Here is a 21035-nt window from a genome sequence, read left to right on the forward strand (position 1 = left end):
GCAAGGGCGGCGCCGACGACAAGATCGAGGCGATGAAATCCGCCGGCATCACCGTCGCCGAGTCCCCCGCAGGATTGGGCGAAGCCGTGCTCGAAGCTATCGGAAAATAAGACATCAAGCGTCGGGCCGGGAGCATTTCCCGGCCCACGCAGTCCGCGGCAGCCCCGCCATACGGACGCGTGTTCATACCAAGGTCTAGCCTTCAAGGGGGCTGGCGCCATAGGAGAACACAACGCATACTCACCTCATTGACACGACTGTTAGTCTTGGCATACCAAATACCAAGAGCCATCGCCGAGGGGAGGCCGCGCATGCTGCTTGCAGAATACCAGTCCAAGGAATTGCTGGCCCAGTACGGCGTGTCCGTGCCGCCGGGCAAGATGGCCCGCACGCCTGACGAAGCCGAGGCCGCCTGCGCCAACATTCCGGCCCGCAAGTTCGTGGTGAAGGCGCAGATCACCTCGGGCGCGCGCGGCCTTGCCGGCGGCATCAAGTTCGCCGCCACCGCCTCTGCGGTAAAGGACGAGGCTGCCAGGCTTCTGGGAAAGCAACTGATCACGAACCAGACCGGCGCCACCGGTGAAACGGTGCATGCCGTCTATGTCGAAGCCGACGTCAAGCATGACGCCCAGTATTACATTGCCTTCGCACTAGACCCCGACACTGGCGCACCGCTACTCGTCGCCTCCCCCGATGGTGGGGTGGAATTCGAGCAGAAGGCGCAGATGAACGCCAGCGAAGTCGCCAAGCACAGCCTGACCGGCAGCATTGATGCGGACCGCGCCGGTCTGACCGAGTTTCTGTCCGGCATCGGGATGGAGGACGAGAAGGCAGTCGAGCAACTTCTGTCGGCCTGCGAGGCGTTCATCGAGAACGACATGGCGCTGCTGGAGATCAACCCGTTCGTCCGCACGCCCGACGGCACCTGGATGGCCATCGACGCCAAGGTCGCGCTGGATGCCAGTGCCGCGTTCCGGCACCCGGAATGGGATTCGATGGTCTCGGGCGAGGGTCTGCCCGCCGTGGAAACCGCAGCGCAGAAAAGCAACATCAACTTCGTCAAGCTGACCGGCAACCTCGGGGTCGTGGTCAACGGCGCGGGGCTGGGCCTGGCCACGAACGACATGATCATCGATGCGGGCGGCAAGCCCGCGAACTTCATGGATATCCGCACGACCGCCACCAGCATGGACATCGCCCGCGGCGTCGAACTGCTGCTGCAGGAGCCTTCGGTCACTGCCATCCTGCTGAATGTGCATGGTGGCGGCATGACGGTCTGCGATACCATCGCCGAGGGCGTGAACTTCGCCTATTCGCGCAACAAGGGCACCAAGCCCGTTATCGCCCGTCTGGCCGGCCAGAACGCCGAATGGGGCCAGCGCATTCTCGTCGACCGAAAGGTGCCGGTCGAGATTTGCGGCACCATGTCCGAGGCCGTCAACCGCGCGGTCGAAATCGCATCCAAGGGGGCACGCTGATGGCAATTCTGGTCAACGAGAACACCCGACTCCTGGTTCAGGGCATGACCGGTCGCGCCGGCACGTTCTATACCGACCAGGCGATGCGTTACGGAACGAACTGCGTTGCGGGCGTACGTCCCGGGCGTGGCGGCACCTCGCATCTCGGCTTGCCGGTCTTTCACACCTGCGCCGAAGCGGTCAAGGAAACGAAGGCCAATGCCAGCCTTGTCACCGTGCCCGCCCCCAAAGCCGCCGACGCCATGATCGAGGCGATCGAAGCCGAGATAGAGGTGGTCGTCTGCATCACCGAACGGGTGCCGCAACACGACATGCGCAGGGTCAAGGAGGCGCTCGAAGGGTCGCAGACAATGCTGATCGGCCCGAACAGCCAGGGAATCCTGACGCCCGGACAATGCAAGATAGGGGTGATGCCGACCGTCGACGCGAAGCCGGGCCAGATCGGCATCGCGTCGCGCTCGGCCTCGCTCACGTCCGAGGTTCTGGCCAGTTGCAGCGCCGCCAATCTGGGCCAGTCCACAACCGTCGGTGTCGGAGGCGACGTGCTGCACGGGATCGGCTTTGTCGGCTGCCTGGAAAAGTTCCGTGACGACCCGGATACGAAGGCCGTGGTGCTGATCGGCGAAATGGGCGGACGCGAAGAGGAACTGGCCGCCGAGTATCTCTCTTCGGTCGATTACGGCAAGCCCGTGGTGGGTCTGGTGGTGGGGCGCCACGCGCCGGTCGGCCGCCGGATGGGCCACGCCGGCACATTGTCGGTCTTCGGCAACCTGTCGGCCGATGACAAGGTTTCGCTTCTGCGCGATGCGGGCGTCGTGATTGCCCGCGACGCAGGAACCGTGGTGGAAACCGTCCAATCCTGCCTGTCCTGATTTCGGGAAATTCTCGAACGACCTGTCGCGTCGTACCCGAAGGCAGGCCAGGACACTCAAGAAAACCGCCCAGGCACCGGATGAACTTACGGATTCGGTTTCCTGGGCCGACGACCGCGCGACGCAGGTCGAAACCCAGATCAAATTGACACGGCAAGACGTCAGCCGGTCCCGCGTTGGGATTTTCTCTTTCCTCACCCGGCGTCATGCACTAACACCCGAGTCGCTTCGGTTCCTGTCGGCTTTCCGGCGGGAGAATAGGGAATGCGGTGCGACGCGCCAGGCGTCAACTCCGCAACTGCCCCCGCAACTGTAGGCGGAGAGCGAGGCCGGACCATGTCACTGTCATGCGGCGCATGATGGGAAGACCCGGCCAAGCGTTGACCCGCAAGTCAGGAGACCTGCCGAGGTGATCACCCTGTCCGAACGCGGGGCGCGTTTCGACAACGGATCTTCCGTAGCGGTGACACTTGCACCGTCTGCGAAGAGTTTCCTTCCAGGCATGAACCAAAAAATCAGCGCATCAAGCGCGCCCCGGAGGGACAATCCATGTCACGCCCGTTCAAGTCCGTCCTTGCGGCAACCACCGCCCTTTTCATCCAGCCCGCCGTCGCGCAGGATGAACCCTACGACCTCGGCACGATCTTCGTCTCCGGCGGTCTGACGCCCATCGAAGGCAGCGCGTATGGCCGGGCCGGTAGCGTCATCACCGAGGAAGAAATCGAGGACCGCAACGCGGTCTACGTCGCGGACCTGCTGCGGTCGCTGCCGGGTGTTTCCGTATCCCGCACCGGCGCCTATGGCAGCGTCACCCAGGTGCGTCTGCGCGGTCACGAAGGCAACCACACGCTCGTTCTGATTGACGGGATCGAGGTCGCCGCCCCCAATACCGGCGAGTACGACTTTTCCGGCCTTCTGGCCGCCGATATCGAGCGCATCGAGGTCATTCGCGGACCGCAATCGGCGCTTTACGGCTCCAACGCCATCGGCGGGGTCATTTCGATCACCACCAAGACGGCGCAAGAGCCGGGTTTCTCTGGCAACGTCGGTTTTGAAGTGGGATCGGACGGCACCACCGAGGGCCGCCTCGGCCTGCGCCTGAATACCGAACGCGGTCAACTCAGCTTTTCCGCTGCGCGGCGCGAAACCGGCGGATTCGACATTTCCGGCACGCCCGGCGGCGAGGATGACGGCGATCTGAACCGCACCTACAACCTCAAGGGCCGCTACCGTGTGAACGAGGTTCTGACGATCGGCGGCAGTATCCGCCATGTCGACCGCACCGGCGACAGCGACAGCGGCGTGTTCGGCGCCCCGACCCGCGCAGGTCTTGTCGTCGATGACCTGTCGGGCACATCGCTTCAGGAAACCTATGGTGGCCTTTACGCAGAACTCGATACGCTTGGCGGGCGGCTCCTGAACCGGGTTGACCTGTCTTTCGGCACGATCGACCGCCAGGGTGTGAGCGGCGCCGGCGTGCGCAATTCAGACAATTCCGGCACCCGCGCAAAAGTCGCCTATCGCGGCACGGTCGCGCTGGACGCGCCCACCCTCAACAGCGCCAACCATACCCTTAGCTTCGCCGCCGAATGGGAGCGTCTGACCTACAAGGAAAACGATCCCACGATCGTCTTCGCGCCGGGACAGCTCGTCAAACGTTCGCGTGAACAGACGGCCATCGCGCTCGAATACCAGGGCGATTTCGGAAATGGCTTTGCGCTACAGGGCAGCGTGCGGCACGATTTCAATGACAAGTTCGAGGATTTCACGACCTACGCGATCGGTGCCTCCTACCAGTTGCCCAACCAGACGACGCGCCTGCATGCCTCTTATGGCACCGGCGTCCAGAACCCGACGCTGATCGAGCAATTCGGCTTCTTCGCCAACTTCGCCGGCAACCCGAACCTTGAACCCGAACAGAGCAAAGGCTGGGATTTCGGTGTCGAGCAGCAATTCCTGAACGGTCGTGGCCTGATCGACGTGACCTATTTCAACGAGGAACTGACGGACGAGATCACGTCGGTCTTCGACCCTGGCACGGGGATCTCGACACCAGTCAACCAGACCGGCACAAGCGACCGGCAAGGCATCGAGGTCGCCGCCAGCGCCGCCCTGACCGACCGGCTGGACATGTCGCTCAGCTATACCTGGCTCGACGCCGAAAACCCTGACGGCAGCGTCGAGGTCCGGCGCCCCGAGCACGAGGCGCTGTTGCGGCTGGGCTACCTGATGCCGAATGACCGCACCCGCCTGAACCTCGAGGTGCAGCATGTCGCCGGTCTCTTCGACAGCGACTTCACCGCGGCGTCGCTCGGTGCGAATGTGGTAGAGCTTCAGGACTATACGCTTGTGAATGTCGGGTTCAGCCACGAAGTTACCGATGACATCCAGGTCTACGGACGGATCCATAACGTGACGGACGAAAGCTACGAAGAACTGGACGGATACTCGACGCAAGGCCGCACCGCGTTCTTCGGCGTGACCGCGAACTTCTGACATGGCGGCGCGGCGCTTTCATATCGTCGCGACCCGGCTCGCCTTCGCAGTGATCCTGTGCTGGGCGGGCCTTGCCTCGGCCGAGGCGCCGCGCCGCGTCGTGTCGATGAATCTCTGCACCGATCAGCTTGCCATGCTGCTTGCCGGGCCGGGACAGTTGCATTCGGTTTCCGACATCTCGCTCGACCCGCGGATGTCGGCGATGACCGAAGAGGCGCGGGACTACGTGATAAACCAGGGCCTGGCCGAAGAAATCTACCTGATGAAGCCCGACCTGGTTCTGGCGGGCAATTTCACGACGCGCGCCAGTGTCGCCATGCTGCGCCGGCTGGGCGTCGAGGTGGTCGAGTTCGAGCAGGCTCGATCCCTGCCAGAGATCCGCAGTAACATTCTTCGCATGGGTGAGATTCTGCACCGGCAGTCCGCCGCACGCGAGATGGTCGCCCATTTCGATGCGCGCCTTGCCGCGCTGCAACAGGACAGCGGCGACCGGCCCGACGCGATGCTGTACTACGCCAGCGGGTATACGTCGCCGGCAGGCACGTTGTCGGATCAGATCCTTCAGGCCGCGGGCTTCGACAACGCGGCGGTCAAGGCCGGGCTCGGCACTCAGATGAAAATCCAGCTGGAAACGCTGGCGATGCTTGATCCCGACATCGTCATCACTTCGCAGCCATATCCCGGCGCCTCGCGCTCCGAGGCGATCATGCAGCATCCGGTGGTCGAGGCGCTGCGCGCCGAATTGCCCTTTGCCACGGTCACGGACAGCGACTGGGTCTGTGGCACGCCCCACGTGCTGCGCGCCATAGAATCGCTGGCCGAGACCCGTCATCGGCTGACGAAAAACACGCCATGACCCGTCTGGCGATCATCCTGTGCGTGCTGGTCGTCGGGCTGTTCTTCGGATCCCTGCTGATTGGCCCCGCCGAGATCGGCATCACCGACAGCCTTTCAGCGCTCTTCGTCGACGACGGCGGCGCGATGACGCTTGTCATGCGCGAGATCCGCCTGCCCCGAGCCTTGCTGGCCCTGATGATCGGCGCCAGCCTCGGTCTTGCCGGTGCCGCGATGCAGGGCTACCTGCGCAATCCGCTGGCGGAACCGGGGCTGATCGGCGTGTCCGGCTCCGCGGCGTTCGGCGCGGTGCTGGCCATCCACACCGGCGTGGCCGCGTCCTTCGCGCTGGCCCTGCCCTTCTCGGCCCTGGCCGGTGCGCTTTGCGGCGTGTTCCTGATCATGGCGCTGGCCGGGTCGCGCGGCACGTCGCTGACCCTGATACTGGCCGGGATCGCCGTTTCGGCGCTGGCGGCCGCGCTGACGTCGCTCGTGCTGAACCTGTCGCCCAACCCCTTCGCCGCAAGCGAGATCGTCTTCTGGATGATGGGCTCGCTCGCCGACCGATCCATGACCCACGTCTGGCTTGCCGCGCCGTTCATGGCGGTGGGCTTTGCCCTGCTGGGCGGCCTTGGCCGCGGGCTCGACGCGCTGACCCTGGGCGAGGATTCGGCGCAGGCCATGGGCATCGGCCTGACCCGTCTGCGCCTGATGCTGGTGCTGGGGACCGCCTGTGTCGTCGGCGCGGGCACGGCGGTGGCCGGCGCAATCGGATTTGTCGGTCTCGTGGTGCCGCACCTGTTGCGGCCCCTGGTCGGCGCGCATCCGTCGCGCTTGCTCTGGGCCTCGGCCCTGGGCGGTGCGGCGATGGTGCTCGCCGCCGACATCGCCGTGCGGGTGGTCCTTCCGTCGCGAGACCTCAAGCTGGGCGTGCTCACGGCCCTCGTCGGCGCACCGCTCTTCCTGCACCTGATCCTGAAACTGCGGCGGGAACGGATATGACGCTTCTCTCGGTCAAGGACCTGTCGGTGTCGCTCAAGGGGCGGGACGTTCTGCGCGACGTCACCTTCGATATCGGACCGGGCGAGTTCGTGGGGCTTATCGGCCCCAACGGCGCCGGCAAGACCACGCTGATGCGCGCGGCACTGGGTCTTCTGCCGTTCACCGGAACATGCAGTCTTGCGGCGCTGTCCGAGAACGCGCGGGCCCGGCAAGCGGCATGGATGCCGCAAGCGCGCGAGATCGCCTGGCCCGTCACCGTGGAAACCGTGGTCACGCTGGGCCGGACACCGCACCTGAAGTCGATCCAGAACCCCGCCGACCACGATCGCAAGGCTGTCGACACTGCGCTGGACCGGATGGAACTCGGCGGCATGCGCCACCGCGATGCCACCCAGCTTTCGGGCGGCGAACAGGCCCGGGTCCTGATCGCGCGCGCACTTGCGCAGGAGACGCCGCTGCTGCTGGCCGATGAGCCCATCGCGGGCCTTGACCCCGCACACCAGATCTCGACCATGCAGACCTTTGCGGCGCTGGCACGAAGTGGCAAATCCTCACTGGTTTCGCTGCATGACCTGGGGCTTGCAGCACGCCACTGCACCCGGCTCATCCTGCTCGGCGGGAAGGGCCTGGTTGCCGATGGTCCACCGCAGGATGTTCTGACCTCCCGGCGCCTGGCCGATGTGTTCGGCGTCACCGCCTGGTTCCAGGAGACGCCCAGCGGCATGGTGTTCCAGCCTTTGGACACGCTCAGCTGACGCGCCAGCTCTCGGGTTCCGGCCCCCCTCTGCCGGAACATCGCGCAAAATGCTATGATGCAGGTCTCATCCGAATGCGCTGCCGGTCTTGCCGACCGCGCGCCAACGGAACTTTTGCTCAAGCCCGCACGTTTTGTGCCGAAAGGAGTTCCCGCATGTCCAGCTTCCGCGCACGCGCGATCACCAAGCCCGTCTTCAAATGGGCCAAGGGCGTTTTGCCCGGGATGTCCAAGACCGAAAGCGAAGCCCTGAACGCCGGCGAAGTCTGGTGGGAGGCCGAGCTTTTCTCGGGCAACCCGGACTGGTCCAAGCTGCGCGCGGTCAAGACGCCGAAACTGTCGGACGAAGAACAGGCCTTTTTCGACGGTCCCGTGCAACAGCTGTGCGAGATGATCGACGATTGGAAGATCAACCACGAAACCGGCGACCTTGCCCCGGAGGTCTGGCAGTTTCTGCGCGACAACAAGTTCTTCGGGATGATCATTCCCAAGGCGCATGGTGGGCTGGAGTTTTCCGCCTTCGCGCATTCCGAGATCGTTCGCTATATCTCGACGCGCTCTGTCGCCGCCGCCGTGACCGTCATGGTGCCCAACTCGCTTGGCCCCGGCGAGCTGATCCACCAGTTCGGCACCGACGAACAGAAAGACTACTGGCTGCCCCGCCTTGCCGACGGGCGCGAACTGCCCGCCTTCGGCCTGACCAGCGCCGAGGCCGGGTCCGACGCAGGCGCGATGGTCGATGACGGTGTGGTCTGCAAGGGCCAGTGGAAAGGCGAGGAAGTGCTGGGCATCCGCCTGAACTGGGCCAAGCGGTACATCACGCTGTCGCCGGTCTGCACCGTGCTGGGTCTGGCCTTCAAGCTGCGGGACCCCGATGGCCTTTTGGGTGAAACGCCCGATATCGGCATCACTTGTGCGCTCGTTCCGACCGACCTCGAGGGTGTCGAAACCGGTCGCCGCCACATCCCGTCCTCTACGATGTTCATGAACGGCCCGACCACGGGCAAGGATGTGTTCATCCCGCTCGAAAACATCATCGGCGGGCAGGAGTATGCCGGCGAAGGCTGGATGATGCTGATGAGCGCGCTTGCCGCCGGGCGTGGCATCTCGTTGCCCTCCATGGGTTGCGCCGCCATTGCCCTGTCGGCCCACACGACCGGCGCCTACGCCCGTATACGCGAACAGTTCAACCTGCCCATCGGCAAGTTCGGCGGCGTGCAGGCGCGACTTGGACGCCTTGCCGCCGACGCCTATTCGATGGATGCCGCACGCCACCTGACCTGCGCCGGGCTGGACGAAGGGCGCGCGCTGTCGGTGATCTCGGCGATCATGAAGGCCCATGCGACCTTCCGCATGCGCGAGGCGCTGAATGATGCGATGGACGTGCATTCCGGCAAGGCGGTGATCGACGGGCCGTCGAATTACCTGCTGCCACTCTACCGCGCCGTGCCCATCGGCATCACGGTCGAGGGGGCGAACATCGTCACCCGCAGCCTCATCATTTTCGGGCAGGGCTCGATCCGCGCCCATCCCCATATGCTCGACAACATGCTGGCCTTGGAAGAGGACGACCCCGACAAGGCGCTTGAGATGTTCGACAAGTCCCTGTGGGCCCATGTCGGGCACAGCACCCGCACCCTGTTCCGCAGCTGGGGCCGGGCCTTGACCGGCGGCCGCTTCGCACCGGCCCCCGCGGCGGGCGATGCAACCGATATCTACAAGCAGCTGTCGCGCTGGTCCGCGGCCTATGCGCTGACCGCCGACATGCTCTTCCTGTCGCTGGGGGGAGAGCTCAAGCGCAAGGAAATGATCTCGGGCCGCATGGGCGACATCCTGTCCGAGATGTACATTCTCTCCGCCGCGCTCAAACGGTGGGAGGACGAAGGCCGCCAAAAGGCCGACCTGCCGGTTCTACGCTATGTGGCCGCCGACGCGTTCCACAACATCCAGACCGCCCTGGACGAGGTCATCGCCAACCTGCCGGCCCGCTGGGCGGCATGGCTGCTGCGTGTCTTCACCCTGCCGGGCATGGCCCAGCGCAAGCCCGGCGACAAGCTGACCGCACAGTGCAGCGACCTTCTGTACGATCAGTCCGAGGCCCGCGACCGCATCGTCGGCCGTATCGCCGGTGGATGTAACCGCGACGGTGTGCAGGTGCTGAACGAATGCTACGCCAAGGTCACCCAGATGGCGCCGGTCATGAAACGCCTGCGCGATGCGAAAAAGACCCCGCAGGAGGCTCTGGAGGCTGGCATTCTGAGCGATGCCGAGATGGCCGATATCGAGGAGATGTCGCGCCTGGTCGACGAGGTCGTCGCCGTGGAGGACTACGCGCCCGAAGATTTCGCCGCGCTTTTCCCCGCGCCGCAGCAACATGAGCGCACCCAGCGCGAGGCGGCGGAATGACGGCAACGAGTGGCAACCGCGTCTTTCTCGTAGACGGCGCCCGCACGCCTTTCCTGAAGGCGCAAGCCGGCCCCGGGCCGTTCACGCCCGTGGATCTTGCCGTGCAATGCGGCAGGCCGCTGCTGGCACGTCAGCCCTTCGACCGCGCCGCGCTCGACCTCGTGATCCTTGGATGCGTCAACGTCATCGCCGACGAGATGAACCCGGCGCGCGTCGCCGGATTGCGTCTTGGCCTGCCGGAGGCGACCGTGGCGTTCACGGTTCAGATCAACTGCGGCTCGGGGATGCAAAGCATCGACACTGCCTATCGTTACATCCGCGACGGCAGCCACCAGATGATCCTTGCCGGCGGGGCCGAGGCCCTCAGCCACGCGCCCCTGACCCTGCGCCAGTCCGCTGTCGAATGGTTCGGCCGGATGAGCACAGCCAAGGGACCGCTGGAGCAGGCCAAGAACATGGCCGGGATAAGACCTGAGTTCTTCAAGCCCGTTATCGGCCTGGAACGCGGCCTGACCGACCCCATCACCACGCTCAGCATGGGCCAGACCGCCGAGGTGCTTGCGCATCATTTCGGCATCGACCGCGAAACCGCCGATGCCTACGCCATGCAAAGCCACCACCGCCTTGCCGCCGCTCACGAGGAAGGCCGGCTGAAGGGCGAACTGATGCCCGCCTTCGCCAAGGACGGCACGGTTTATGACCACGACAACGGCGTGCGCCCCGACAGCGACATGGACGGCCTGGCAAAGCCCAAGCCGGTGTTCGAGCCGCCATACGGCAAGGTCACGGCGGGCAATTCCAGCCAGATCACCGACGGTGCAAGCTGGTGCATCCTGGCCTCCGAAAAGGCCGTCGACGCGCACGGCCTTGAACCGCTGGCCGAGATCACCGACAGCGAATGGGCCGGGCTCGATCCGTCGATCATGGGCCTCGGTCCGGTCATGTCCGCCACCCCGATTGTAAAGCGCCACGGCTTCGGCATCGGGGATATCGAGCTGTGGGAACTGAACGAGGCCTTCGCGGCCCAGGTGCTGTCCTGTCTCGCCGCCTGGAACGACGAAGACTTCTGCCGCGAGGTGCTGGGGCTCGACGGCGCCTTTGGCCGGATCGACCGCGATCAACTGAATGTCGATGGCGGTGCCATATCGCTGGGCCACCCTGTCGGCACCAGTGGCAACCGCATCGTGCTGCACCTTGCCAACGCCATGAAGACGCGCGGTGCGAAACGCGGCATCGCGACGGAATGCATCGGCGGCGGGCTTGGCGGCGCGATGCTGCTGGAGGCTGTGCAATGACCGGACATGTTCTGAATTTCCTCGGCGAGACAAAGCTGGAACTCGGCCCGGTCGGGGAAGCCGACGGCAACTGGCGCACGGCACGGGACGGCGACAACGTGCTTTGGCTCGTCCTCGACAAGGCCGGCAGCAGCGTCAACACGATCTCCGAAGACGTGATCCGCGAACTGGACGACCACATCGCCGCCGCCGAGGCGGACAAGCCCGCCGCCCTTGTCATTCGCTCGGCCAAGAAGGCCGGTTTTGCCGCCGGGGCCGACATCACCGGGTTCGAGTCCATGACCGATCAGGGCGCCGCGGACATGCTGAGACAGGCGCATGACGTGCTTGACCGAATCGAGGCTCTGCCCTGCCCCACCATCTGCATCGCCCACGGAGCAGCTTTGGGGGCCGGCTTCGAACTGGCGCTCGCCTGCGACTACCGCATCGCCACGCCGGGCGCATCCTTCGGCTTTCCCGAGGTACAGCTTGGCCTGCATCCCGGGCTTGGCGGCACGTTTCGCCTGCCCGCCCTGATCGACCCGACCGACGCCATGACCATGATGCTGACCGGCAAGACCTCTCATACCAAGCGGGCCAAGTCACAAGGCATCGCCGACAAGATCGTCGAGGAACGCCACGTTGCCGCCGCGATCACTGCGGCCAGGAACGGCAAGATCGAGCGTCAGTCGCCAGGCCTCAAGTCCCGCGCTTTTTCTTTCGACCAAGCGCGCGGCCTCGCCGCCCGCCAGATGCGCAGCAAGACGGAAGAGAAAGCCCCGAAAGAGCATTACCCGGCGCCCTACGCCCTGATCGACCTGTGGGAAGAGCATGGCGACGATCGCGATGCGATGCAGCAGGCCGAGATCGACAGCTTCGCGCGGCTTCTCGATACGGACACCTCGAAGAACCTGCGTCGTGTTTTCTTCCTCCAGCAATCGCTGAAGGACGCCGGGCGCGGCGACGACGGCATCGCGCATGTCCATGTGATCGGCGCCGGCGCCATGGGCGCAGAAATTGCCACCATCGCCGCGATCAAGGGCAAGAGCGTGACCTTGGGTGACATTCAAACCGATCCACTGGGCCAGGCGATCAAGACCGCCGCGAAGATCTGCGAAGACAAGCACCTTAGCGGAACCGAAACGCGCGATGCACTCGACCGCCTTATGCCGGACCCGCACGGCTACGGCCTTGCCCATGCAGATCTGGTGATCGAGGCGGCCAGCGAAGAACAGGACGTCAAGCAGAAGATCTTCAAAGGGCTGAAGGGTGCCTTGAAGAAGGACGCGATTCTTGCCACGAACACGTCCAGCTTGTCGGTCGATGACCTCGCCACCGCCGCGCCAGCCAAGTCTCGCTTCGCCGGGCTTCATTACTTCAACCCGGTCTCGAAAATCGACCTCGTCGAGGTCGTCAAGGGCACCGCCACGAATGACAAGACCGCCAGCAGCCTTGCCGCGTTCTGCGGTGCGACCGGCAAGCTGCCCGCATTGGTGACCGACTATCCCGGCTTTGTCGTCAATCGCGCGCTCGTGCCTTACATGCTCGAAGCTATGGTGCTTATGGACGAGGGCGTCTCCAAGGAGGTCATCGACACCGCCGCGATCCGGTTCGGCATGCCCATGGGGCCGGTCACGCTGGCGGATCAGGTGGGGCTGGATATCGGCCTGCACGTGGCCGAAAGCCTGGCTGACAGCCTCGACACCGCCATGCCGCCGATCAGCGACGACTTGCGTCTGCGCGTTGAAAATGGCGAGCTTGGCAAGAAGACCGGAAAAGGCTTCTATGACTGGTCCGAGGGCACGCCGCACCCCGATGCCGACATGGACAACGCCCCCGACGGCCTGACAGACCGCTTGATCCTTCCCATGCTCAACGCCTGCGTCGAAGTCCTGCGCAAGGGTGTGGCGAAAGATGCCGACCAACTGGATGCCGCAATGGTCTTCGCCACGGGATGGGCGCCCTTTCGCGGCGGCCCCATGCACTATGCCAAGACCCGCGGCATCGCCGACATAAAGAAACGACTGACGGACCTCGAGTCCGCCCACGGCCCGCGCTTCGCCCCTGATCCCGGCTGGTCAAACCTTGGCTGAAAGGCCTAAGGTCCATACCGACGCCGACGCGATGGCGCGGGCCACCTATGACGCGACGGGCGGCGAGATCCGCCTGGCGCTTCCGCTTGGGCTTGGCAAACCCGTCACCTTCGTCAACGCGCTGGTGCGTGCTGCCGTCGATGACCCGTCGCTGACGCTCAAGATCTTCACGGCGCTGACCCTGCAGCGCCCAGAGCCGTCCTCGGACATCGAGGCGCGCTTCCTCAATCCCGCGATGGATCGCTTTTTCGGCTCCGCGCCGTCGCTGGCCTATGCCGACCTGATCAAGCAAGGCGCCCTGCCCGACAACATCGAAGTCTCCGAGTTCTTCTTTCAGGCCGGAACATGGCTCGGCAACGATTACGCCCAGCGCAAGTATATCTCCGCCAACTACACCCATGCCCGCGATGTCCTGATCGCACAGAACCCCAACGTCCTGGCCCAGCTCATGCCGCGCGAGGGCGACCGCTTCAGCATGTCATGCAACACGGATATCTCTGCCGATCTCTTTGCGCGCCGCGCGGCGGGCCGGATGGATTTCATCGCGGTGGCCGAATTGAACGAAGCGCTGCCCTTCATGAGTGGTCCCGCGGCGCTTGATGCCGGCGAATTCGCCATGGTGCTGGAGCCGCCGGAACAGATCGACCTCTTTTCCGCCCTGCGCCGCCCCGTGGCCGATGCGCAGCATGCCATTGCCCTGCACGTGTCGCGCCTCGTTCCCGATGGCGGCACGCTTCAGATCGGCATCGGCGCCATCGGGGATGCCGTGGCCAACGCCCTGATAGCCCGCGACCGTGCATCCCTTCACGAGGTCTGGCGTCAATCACCGCTCCCGCTTCAGGGCGCCGAGGAAGGGCCGTTCCGCACAGGCCTCTACGCGGTCACCGAAATGCTGGTCGGTGGCCTGGTCGCCCTGTTCGAAGCCGATATCCTGAAACGCGAAGTGGACGGCGCGGTGATCCACGCGGGCTTTTTTGTCGATGCCCGCGACATGTACGAACGCCTGCGCGCGCTGCCGCCTGATCGTCGTGACAAAATTCAGATGATGCCGGTCAGTTTCACCAACGCGCTCTACGGTGACGAAGCGGCCAAGCGCACCGCGCGGCAAGACGCCCGTTTCGTCAATGGCGCCATGCAAGTCAGCCTCCTGGGCGACGCGATGTCCGACGCCGCCAAACCCGGCCAGGTGGTCAGCGGCGTCGGCGGCCAGTTCAATTTCTTCGAACAGGCGTTTGCCCTCGAAGACGCCCATGCCATTCTCACCTTGCCTGCGACGCGGCAAAGCGGTGGCTCGCTCACCTCGAACATCGTCTGGCAGCTGCCTGTCACGACGGTTCCCCGCCACATGCGCGATATCGTCGTCACCGAGTACGGCGCGGCCTTTCTGCGCGGTCTGCCCGACGAAGAAGTCATCAAGCGCCTTATCTGCATCGCAGACAGCCGGTTCCAGCCCGGCCTCCTGGAAAAGGCCCACAAGGCCGGCAAGCTTGATCCGGACTGGACGCTTCCCGACGCGCACACGCGAAACACACCCGAAACAATTGCCAGATGGCTTGCCCCCTACCGGGACACCCTGTTGCCCGATTATCCCTTGGGCACCGACTTCACCGAGACCGAGAAGATCCTTGTCCGTGCCCTCTCTCACCTGAAAGACGCGTCTGACAGCAAACTGGGTCTGCTGTCTCTGGTATGGTCAGGCCTAGCCCACGCACCACATCCGCACGAAGGCCCGGCGATGGAGCGCATGGGCTACGCCGCCAAACCCAGCTTGACGGAACCGCTTCAGGCGCGCGCCCTGCGCGGGGCGTTGCGCGACATCGCCTGAGTCCCGCGTCGACAACCTTCGGGTTCGCATTACCTCTCTGACCGACTGGCAGAACAGGCGTCCAATGACCGATGATATCTCCACTCCGGACTGGCCCACCCCGACACGCGAGGCCGCCGAGCAGCATCTCGCCGCCGTTCTGCCGCGCCTTGGGGTCCGCTACGCCCACCGGCGCAATGTCGACCATGGACCGGGAGAGCACCACCACGTCTCGCAACTCTCTCCCTTCCTGCGCCGGCGCCTGCTTTTGGAAACCGATGTCATGGCTGCGGCCCTCGCGCAGCACGGCGCTGAAGGTGCCGAGACATTCCTGCAGGAAATCCTGTGGCGCAGTTACTTCAAGGGTTGGCTCGAACGCCGCCCGCAGATCTGGCACAGCTACCGCGACGGGCTTCGCGCCGATCTGGACCGCCTCGACGACGATCCCGACCTGCGCGATGCCGTCGAGCGCGTCCAAGCGGCTGAAACCGATCTCGACTGCATGAACGCCTGGGCGCGGGAATTGACCGAGACCGGCTATCTGCACAATCACGCCCGCATGTGGTTTGCCTCGATCTGGGTGTTCACCTTGCGCCTTCCCTGGCGGCTGGGCGCGGATTTCTTCTATCGCCACCTGCTTGACGGGGACCCGGCCTCGAACACGCTCAGCTGGAGATGGGTCTGCGGGCTTCACACCCGGGGCAAGTTCTACGAGGCGCAGGCGTGGAACATTGCCAAGTTTACCGATCATCGCTTCACACCCGATGCGTCCGACCTCGCCGAGGTGACGGCCGGACTGGAAGATCACGAACCCGACGGCCTGCCGGACCTTCAGCCCTTGCGCAGCCCCAACGCGCCCGATCCCGACACGCCGACCGCCCTGCTTGTGACCGAAGAAGACTGCCGGCCCGACGACTTTGCATTGGACCGTTTCGATATCCGCGCCACGGCAACGCTCGCCGCAAGCGCCCTGCGCGCGCCCGGCCCGGTGGGCGAAAAGGTGGTGGAATTCGAAGCAGCGGCACTGGCCGACACGGCCCAACGCATCGCGCGCAAGGCCGACAACCTGCAGGCGGGCGATCCAGACATGCTGGCCCACTGGGCCACGGAGGCGGGCGCGTCCCAGATCGTCACACCCTACGTGCCAACGGGACCCTTGCGCGACTGGCTCGACGCCGCCGAACCCGCGCTTGAAAAGGCCGGCATCACGCTGTGCGAATGGCGCCGCGATTGGGATGCGCTTGTCTGGCCCCACGCGACGACAGGCTATTTCAAGGTCCGCAAGAAACTGCCGGACCTTTTGCACCAAGCCGGTCTGGCCTAGGCCGTCAGGCGGCCGTGAACAGGTCCTTGAACTCGTCCCGCAGCAGGTTCTTCTGCACTTTCCCCATGGAATTGCGCGGCAACTCGTCCCTGACGATCAGTTTCCGGGGATGTTTGAACCGCGCAAGCGCCTTGGACGTCGCCTCGCCGATCGCATCAAGGTCCGGCTGCGCCCCGGCCTCGGGCACGATGACGCCCACCACCGTCTCGCCGAAATCCGCATGCGGCACACCGATCACCGCGCTTTCCAGCACGCCGGGCTGCTCGTCCAGCACCAGTTCGATCTCTTTTGGATAGATGTTGTATCCGCCCGAGATGATCAGGTCCTTGTTGCGCCCCACGATCTGGACATAGCCGCGATCGTCGATAATGCCGAGGTCGCCGGTGATGAAAAACCCGTTCTCCCGCAGCTCCGCCGCGGTCTTCTCCGGCATCTGCCAATACCCCTGGAACACGTTCGGCCCGCGCACCTCGATCTGGCCGACCTCGCCCTGCGCCACCTCCACGCCCGTCTCGGGGTCGGTGATCTTCAGCTCCACCCCCGGCAGCGGAAAGCCCACGGTGCCGGCGCGCCGGTCCCCGTCATAGGGGTTCGACGTGTTCATGTTGGTTTCGGTCATGCCATAGCGTTCAAGGATGCGATGGCCCGTGCGTTTTTCGAACTGCGTATGCGTCTCGGCCAGAAGCGGGGCACTGCCCGACACGAACAGCCGCATATGCGCCACAAGATCCCTGTCGAACCGCGCATCGTCCAGAAGGCGCGTATAGAATGTCGGCACCCCCATCATCGCGGTGGCATCCGGCAAAAGGTCGATGACCGTGTCCAGATCGAATTTCGGCAGGAATATCATCGCGCCACCCGCCACCAGCGTGATGTTGGTGGCCACGAACAGACCATGCGTGTGAAAGATCGGCAGCGCGTGCAGCAGGACATCGTCGCTGGTGAACCGCCAGTGCTCCGCCAATGTCTCGGCGTTCGATAGCAGGTTCTCCTGGCTCAGCATTGCGCCTTTTGACCGCCCCGTGGTCCCCGAGGTGTAGAGCAGCGCAGCCAGGTCATCTTCCTTGCGGCTTACGGTCTCGAACGTCTCGGACGCGTCCGCCGCCTTCTCCGACAGACTGCCAGAGCCATCTTCGTCCAGTGTCTCCAGCGCCGCGCCGTGCTCCGACGTGATAGGCTGTAGCGCACTGCGCCTGTCTCCCTTGCAGATCATCATCGACGCGCCACTGTCTTCGATGAAATAGCTCAGTTCCTCCACCGTATAGCCGGTGTTCAGCGGCAGGAACACCAGCCCTGCCTGCACGCAGGCGGCATATGCGGCCAGCGCATAGTGCGACTTCTCGACCTGCGCGGCCACCCGGGCACCGGGCTGAAGCCCTGCCGCCGCGAATGCGTTGGCATATTGCGCGGTCAGCCGCAGAAACTGGTCGTGGGTCAGCGTGTCACCGTCCGGCAGATAAAGGAACGGCGTGTCTTTGCCCACGTGATCTCCGAACAGGGCATCGAAAAGGGGATTGGTCATGCGTGTCCCTCCTCCGGCATTGTTTTTGCGGCACTTGCGGCCAGCGATTTGATCTCGCTCGACGTCGCGACCCTCTGTTCGGCCGCGAAGCGTTCATGGTTCTGGGACACCTTGCTCAGGTCATAGAGGTAATTCACCATCACCCCCGCGGATTGCTTAATCCCGTTGGTCGACACGTCCGCCCCGGCATGAACCTTGTGAACCTGCGCCCCGTTGCCAAGGTGGAACCGCGCCACCGGGTCCAGCGGCAGGCCATCGTCGCGCTTGGCCTGCGTCAGGTAATAGGCGGCGTATTCGCAAAGCGCATCGGGTTGCTGCGCCCCGGGGTTGATGTCGAGGCTTTCCATCCAACGGGTCAGGCCGGGGATCGGCGACAAGGTGACGAAATTCCTCAGCGCCGGATTCTCCAGCGCAAGATCCGCCGCCACCTGCTTGATCAGCGAGTTTCCGAAAGAGATCTGCGCCAAGCCGGATTGGCAGTTCGAGATCGAGTAAAACACGGCGGTGTTGGCCCGTTCGACGTCGATCTGGTCGCGTTCTTCGGCCAGAACCTCCTGGATCGAGCCCGGGATGCCATCGGTCAGCGCCACTTCCACGAAAATCAAAGGCTCGTCCGGCATGGCCGGGTGAAAGAACGCGAAACAGCGCCGGTCCGCCGGCTCCAGCCGCCGGCGCAGGTCGTTCCAACTGTCGATCGCGTGCACGGCCTCGTAGGCGATGATCTTTTCCAGGATATGCGCCGGGCTTTCCCAGCTGATCGGGCGCAGAACAAGGAACCCGCGATTGAACCAGCTTGCGAACAAATGCCGGAAATCCAGGTCCAGAGCCTGCAACTCGTCATCGCCCCGGCCCAGCCGCAGCAGGTCCGTGCGCATCCCGACCAGCCGCTTGGTGGCGCCCGGCACCTGGTTCATCCGCCGGATCAACTCCTGCCGCGGCGATTCCGAGGCGTTCAGGAAGGCGCGGTAGGTGGCCTTGGACTGGCCGCGCTCGTACGCGTCCAGCGCGTCACGCACCTGCTCTGGGTTGATAACCATATCCCGCGCGAGGTGCCGGAAAAACTCCAGCTTCGCGGCATCGTCCCAGCCTTCGTACCGGCCCAGGATCTGCCGCGCCACGGCCTGTCCAGAGACCTCGCCGGTGGCCCCGATCAGGTCGGCGGTCAGTTCCTCGATGGGCCGATCGTCGCGCGGCACCCCCCGGGACGCGCCGTAGCGACGCTCGAAAACCGTGGACAATAGGTCGGCCAGCAAGGTCATAGCTCCGCTCCCATCACCATATCGGGCAGCCACGTGGCGATACCCGGAAACAGGCACAGCAGGATGATCGCGATCACCATGCAGGCCACGAAGGGCAGTGACCCGGTCAGGATCGTCTTCAGCGAGATATCCGGCGCAATGCCGTTGATCACGTAAAGGTTCAGGCCCACCGGCGGCGAAATCAGCCCGATTTCCATGTTGATCGTCAGCACGACGGCAAACCAGATCGGGTCGAACCCGGCGGTGGTGATGATCGGCAGCAGGATCGGCGCGGCCATCAGGATCACCGCCACCGGCGGCAGGAAGAAGCCCGCGATCAGCAGGAAGACGTTGATCGCGCCCATCAGCACCCAACGGTTCACGTCCAGCGTACCGATCCATTCGGCGATGGATTGCGTGATGAAGAGCGACGACAGCATGTAGGAGAACACGCCGGCCGCCGCGATGATGAACAGGATCATCACGCTTTCCCGCGTACTGTCGCGCAGCACCGTCCAGATCTGGCGTGGGTCCCACAGGCGATAGATCACCATGGCGATCAACATGCACATCAGCGCGCCGACGGCCGCCGTTTCCGATGGCGTGGCGATGCCGCCATACATGGCGTAAAGCACGCCAAGGATGATGAACAGGAACGGCAGGACACGCGGCAGGATCTCCACCCGTTCCTTCCAGGTGTAGCTGCCCGCCGACAGCACGCTCGCGTTGCCCGACTTCCAAGTGGAATAGAGCGACCACGCCATGAACAGGCCCACCAGCAGCAGCCCCGGAAAGACACCTGCCAGGAACAGCCGGCCAATCGAGGTCTCGGTGGCGATGCCGTAGACGATCATCGTGACCGACGGCGGGATCAGGATCCCCAGCGTCCCGCCCGCGGCGATGGACCCCGCGGCGACGCCATCGGGATAGCCCCGCTTGCGCATTTCGGGGATGCCCATCTTGCCGATGGCCGCACAGGTGGCCGGGCTCGACCCCGACATCGCGGCAAACAGCGCACAGGCCCCGAGGTTCGACACCACCAGCCCGCCCGGCACGCGGGTCAGCCAGCGTTCCAGCGCCTCGTACAGGTCCGCACCCGCGCGGGTCGAGGCGATGGACGCGCCCATGATGATGAACATCGGAATCGACAGCAGCGCGAAATTGTCCAGCTTGCCGAAAAAGATCTCCGGCATCAGCGACAGCGAGCTCATCCCGTCGAAGATGATCAGGAATCCGGCCGAGACGACCAGCAGACCCGCGGCCACGGAGATGCCCGAAAACAGGACAACGATGGTGATGATGGCAACCAGGCCACCCAGTGCAAGCGGATCCATCAGACGTCCTCCAGCCCGAAGGGCTTGTCGATGCCCGTGGTCATTGCAAAAAGGTCAGCCGCCAGTTGCAGCGCATAAAGGCCAAAGCCCAGCGGCAGCGCAAGATACGGCACCCAAAGCTTGGGGTTCCACGGCGTGTTCGACGTCTCGCCCCAGTCCCAGGCCTCGTGCCAGAAATGATACCCGTGCCAGAGCATCATGCCGACCACGGCCAGGGTCAGCGCCATGACGATCCCGGCCAGCACCCGCCGCGCCTTGTTGGGGATCATGATCGGCAGCAGGTCAACGTTCACGTGACCCCGCACGTATTGCACGTAGGGCAGGCCCAGCATGGTCGCGCCGATCATCAGGTACGTCACACCCTCGGTGTGCCAGATCGTGGACTGGTTCAGCACGAACCGGATGAAAATCATCTGACAGACGATCAACACGGACGCGACGATCATCAGCGCGGCGACGACGCCGCAAATCTGGCTGATCCAGCCGATGATCCGCAGAACGGGGTTGCCACCATGGCGGGCGGCCGCTGTGGCGTGGGCGGAACCGGACATCGCTCGGCCTCCGTTGAAAAAGTGGAAATGGTACGCGGCGTCGGGCCCGGCGC

General features: G+C 64.5%; 15 protein-coding genes, 1 pseudogene and 1 riboswitch. Of the genes and pseudogenes, 12 read left to right on the forward strand and 4 right to left on the reverse strand.

The features are described 5' to 3' along the window. From PVV74_RS15940 to PVV74_RS15995, 12 genes and pseudogenes are all read left to right on the forward strand, one after another. Window positions 1-110, forward strand: a pseudogene (locus tag PVV74_RS15940) (succinate--CoA ligase subunit alpha); the annotation flags it as partial. A 201-nt stretch (window positions 111-311) separates the two neighbouring features. After that, on the forward strand, window positions 312-1478 hold the full coding sequence (locus PVV74_RS15945) for a succinate--CoA ligase subunit beta (RefSeq protein WP_103764791.1): 1167 nt from the start codon (window positions 312-314) through the stop codon (window positions 1476-1478). Beyond that, complete coding sequence (sucD, locus tag PVV74_RS15950) at window positions 1478-2350, forward strand: succinate--CoA ligase subunit alpha (RefSeq protein WP_103764790.1); 873 nt, start codon at window positions 1478-1480, stop codon at window positions 2348-2350. Before PVV74_RS15945 ends, sucD begins: the two co-directional genes overlap by 1 nt. Before the next feature lie 212 nt (window positions 2351-2562). Further along, window positions 2563-2773: riboswitch (cobalamin riboswitch) on the forward strand. Between the two features lie 126 nt (window positions 2774-2899). Continuing rightward, the gene (locus PVV74_RS15955) at window positions 2900-4846 is read left to right on the forward strand and encodes a TonB-dependent receptor plug domain-containing protein (RefSeq protein WP_274593908.1); all 1947 of its coding nucleotides are present in this window, start codon (window positions 2900-2902) and stop codon (window positions 4844-4846) included. A gap of 1 nt (window position 4847) precedes the next feature. Continuing rightward, window positions 4848-5702 carry an ABC transporter substrate-binding protein gene (locus tag PVV74_RS15960; protein WP_274593909.1) on the forward strand — a complete coding sequence of 285 codons (855 nt, stop codon included), beginning with the start codon at window positions 4848-4850 and terminating at the stop codon, window positions 5700-5702. Then, on the forward strand, window positions 5699-6682 hold the full coding sequence (locus PVV74_RS15965) for a FecCD family ABC transporter permease (protein WP_274593910.1): 984 nt from the start codon (window positions 5699-5701) through the stop codon (window positions 6680-6682). Before PVV74_RS15960 ends, PVV74_RS15965 begins: the two co-directional genes overlap by 4 nt. Further along, a complete protein-coding gene (locus PVV74_RS15970; protein ID WP_274593911.1) occupies window positions 6679-7437 on the forward strand; it encodes an ABC transporter ATP-binding protein in 759 nt (252 codons plus the stop codon). Before PVV74_RS15965 ends, PVV74_RS15970 begins: the two co-directional genes overlap by 4 nt. 155 nt (window positions 7438-7592) lie before the next feature. After that, complete coding sequence (locus tag PVV74_RS15975) at window positions 7593-9842, forward strand: acyl-CoA dehydrogenase (RefSeq protein WP_103764785.1); 2250 nt, start codon at window positions 7593-7595, stop codon at window positions 9840-9842. Then, entirely contained in the window at window positions 9839-11137 is a 1299-nt protein-coding gene (locus PVV74_RS15980; RefSeq protein ID WP_103764784.1) for an acetyl-CoA C-acetyltransferase, read from the forward strand. The genes PVV74_RS15975 and PVV74_RS15980 overlap by 4 nt, the downstream gene beginning before the upstream one ends. Beyond that, window positions 11134-13209: a 3-hydroxyacyl-CoA dehydrogenase NAD-binding domain-containing protein gene (locus PVV74_RS15985; RefSeq protein ID WP_274593912.1), complete on the forward strand. Its 2076-nt coding sequence runs from the start codon at window positions 11134-11136 to the stop codon at window positions 13207-13209. The genes PVV74_RS15980 and PVV74_RS15985 overlap by 4 nt, the downstream gene beginning before the upstream one ends. Then, entirely contained in the window at window positions 13202-15034 is a 1833-nt protein-coding gene (locus PVV74_RS15990; protein WP_274593913.1) for an acetyl-CoA hydrolase/transferase C-terminal domain-containing protein, read from the forward strand. Before PVV74_RS15985 ends, PVV74_RS15990 begins: the two co-directional genes overlap by 8 nt. Window positions 15035-15098: 64 nt before the next feature. Next, a complete protein-coding gene (locus PVV74_RS15995; RefSeq protein WP_274593914.1) occupies window positions 15099-16337 on the forward strand; it encodes an FAD-binding domain-containing protein in 1239 nt (412 codons plus the stop codon). Between the two features lie 4 nt (window positions 16338-16341). On the opposite strand, the gene PVV74_RS16000 is transcribed toward PVV74_RS15995, so the two are convergent. Genes PVV74_RS16000 through PVV74_RS16015 form a run of 4 tightly spaced genes read right to left on the reverse strand, consistent with a single transcriptional unit; the run spans window position 16342 to window position 20982 of the window. Beyond that, window positions 16342-17859, reverse strand: coding sequence for a malonate--CoA ligase (locus tag PVV74_RS16000; protein WP_103764781.1), 1518 nt, complete (start codon window positions 17857-17859; stop codon window positions 16342-16344). Further along, window positions 17856-19118, reverse strand: a complete 1263-nt coding sequence (locus PVV74_RS16005) for a malonyl-CoA decarboxylase (RefSeq protein ID WP_103764780.1) — start codon at window positions 19116-19118, stop codon at window positions 17856-17858. The genes PVV74_RS16000 and PVV74_RS16005 overlap by 4 nt, the downstream gene beginning before the upstream one ends. Further along, on the reverse strand, window positions 19115-20431 hold the full coding sequence (locus PVV74_RS16010; RefSeq protein WP_103764779.1) for a TRAP transporter large permease: 1317 nt from the start codon (window positions 20429-20431) through the stop codon (window positions 19115-19117). Before PVV74_RS16010 ends, PVV74_RS16005 begins: the two co-directional genes overlap by 4 nt. Then, entirely contained in the window at window positions 20431-20982 is a 552-nt protein-coding gene (locus PVV74_RS16015; protein ID WP_103764778.1) for a TRAP transporter small permease subunit, read from the reverse strand. Before PVV74_RS16015 ends, PVV74_RS16010 begins: the two co-directional genes overlap by 1 nt. Between the last annotated feature and the right edge of the window lie 53 nt (window positions 20983-21035).

Origin of the sequence: Roseovarius sp. SK2 (assembly GCF_028807495.1) — a bacterium.
GTDB lineage: Bacteria > Pseudomonadota > Alphaproteobacteria > Rhodobacterales > Rhodobacteraceae > Roseovarius > Roseovarius confluentis.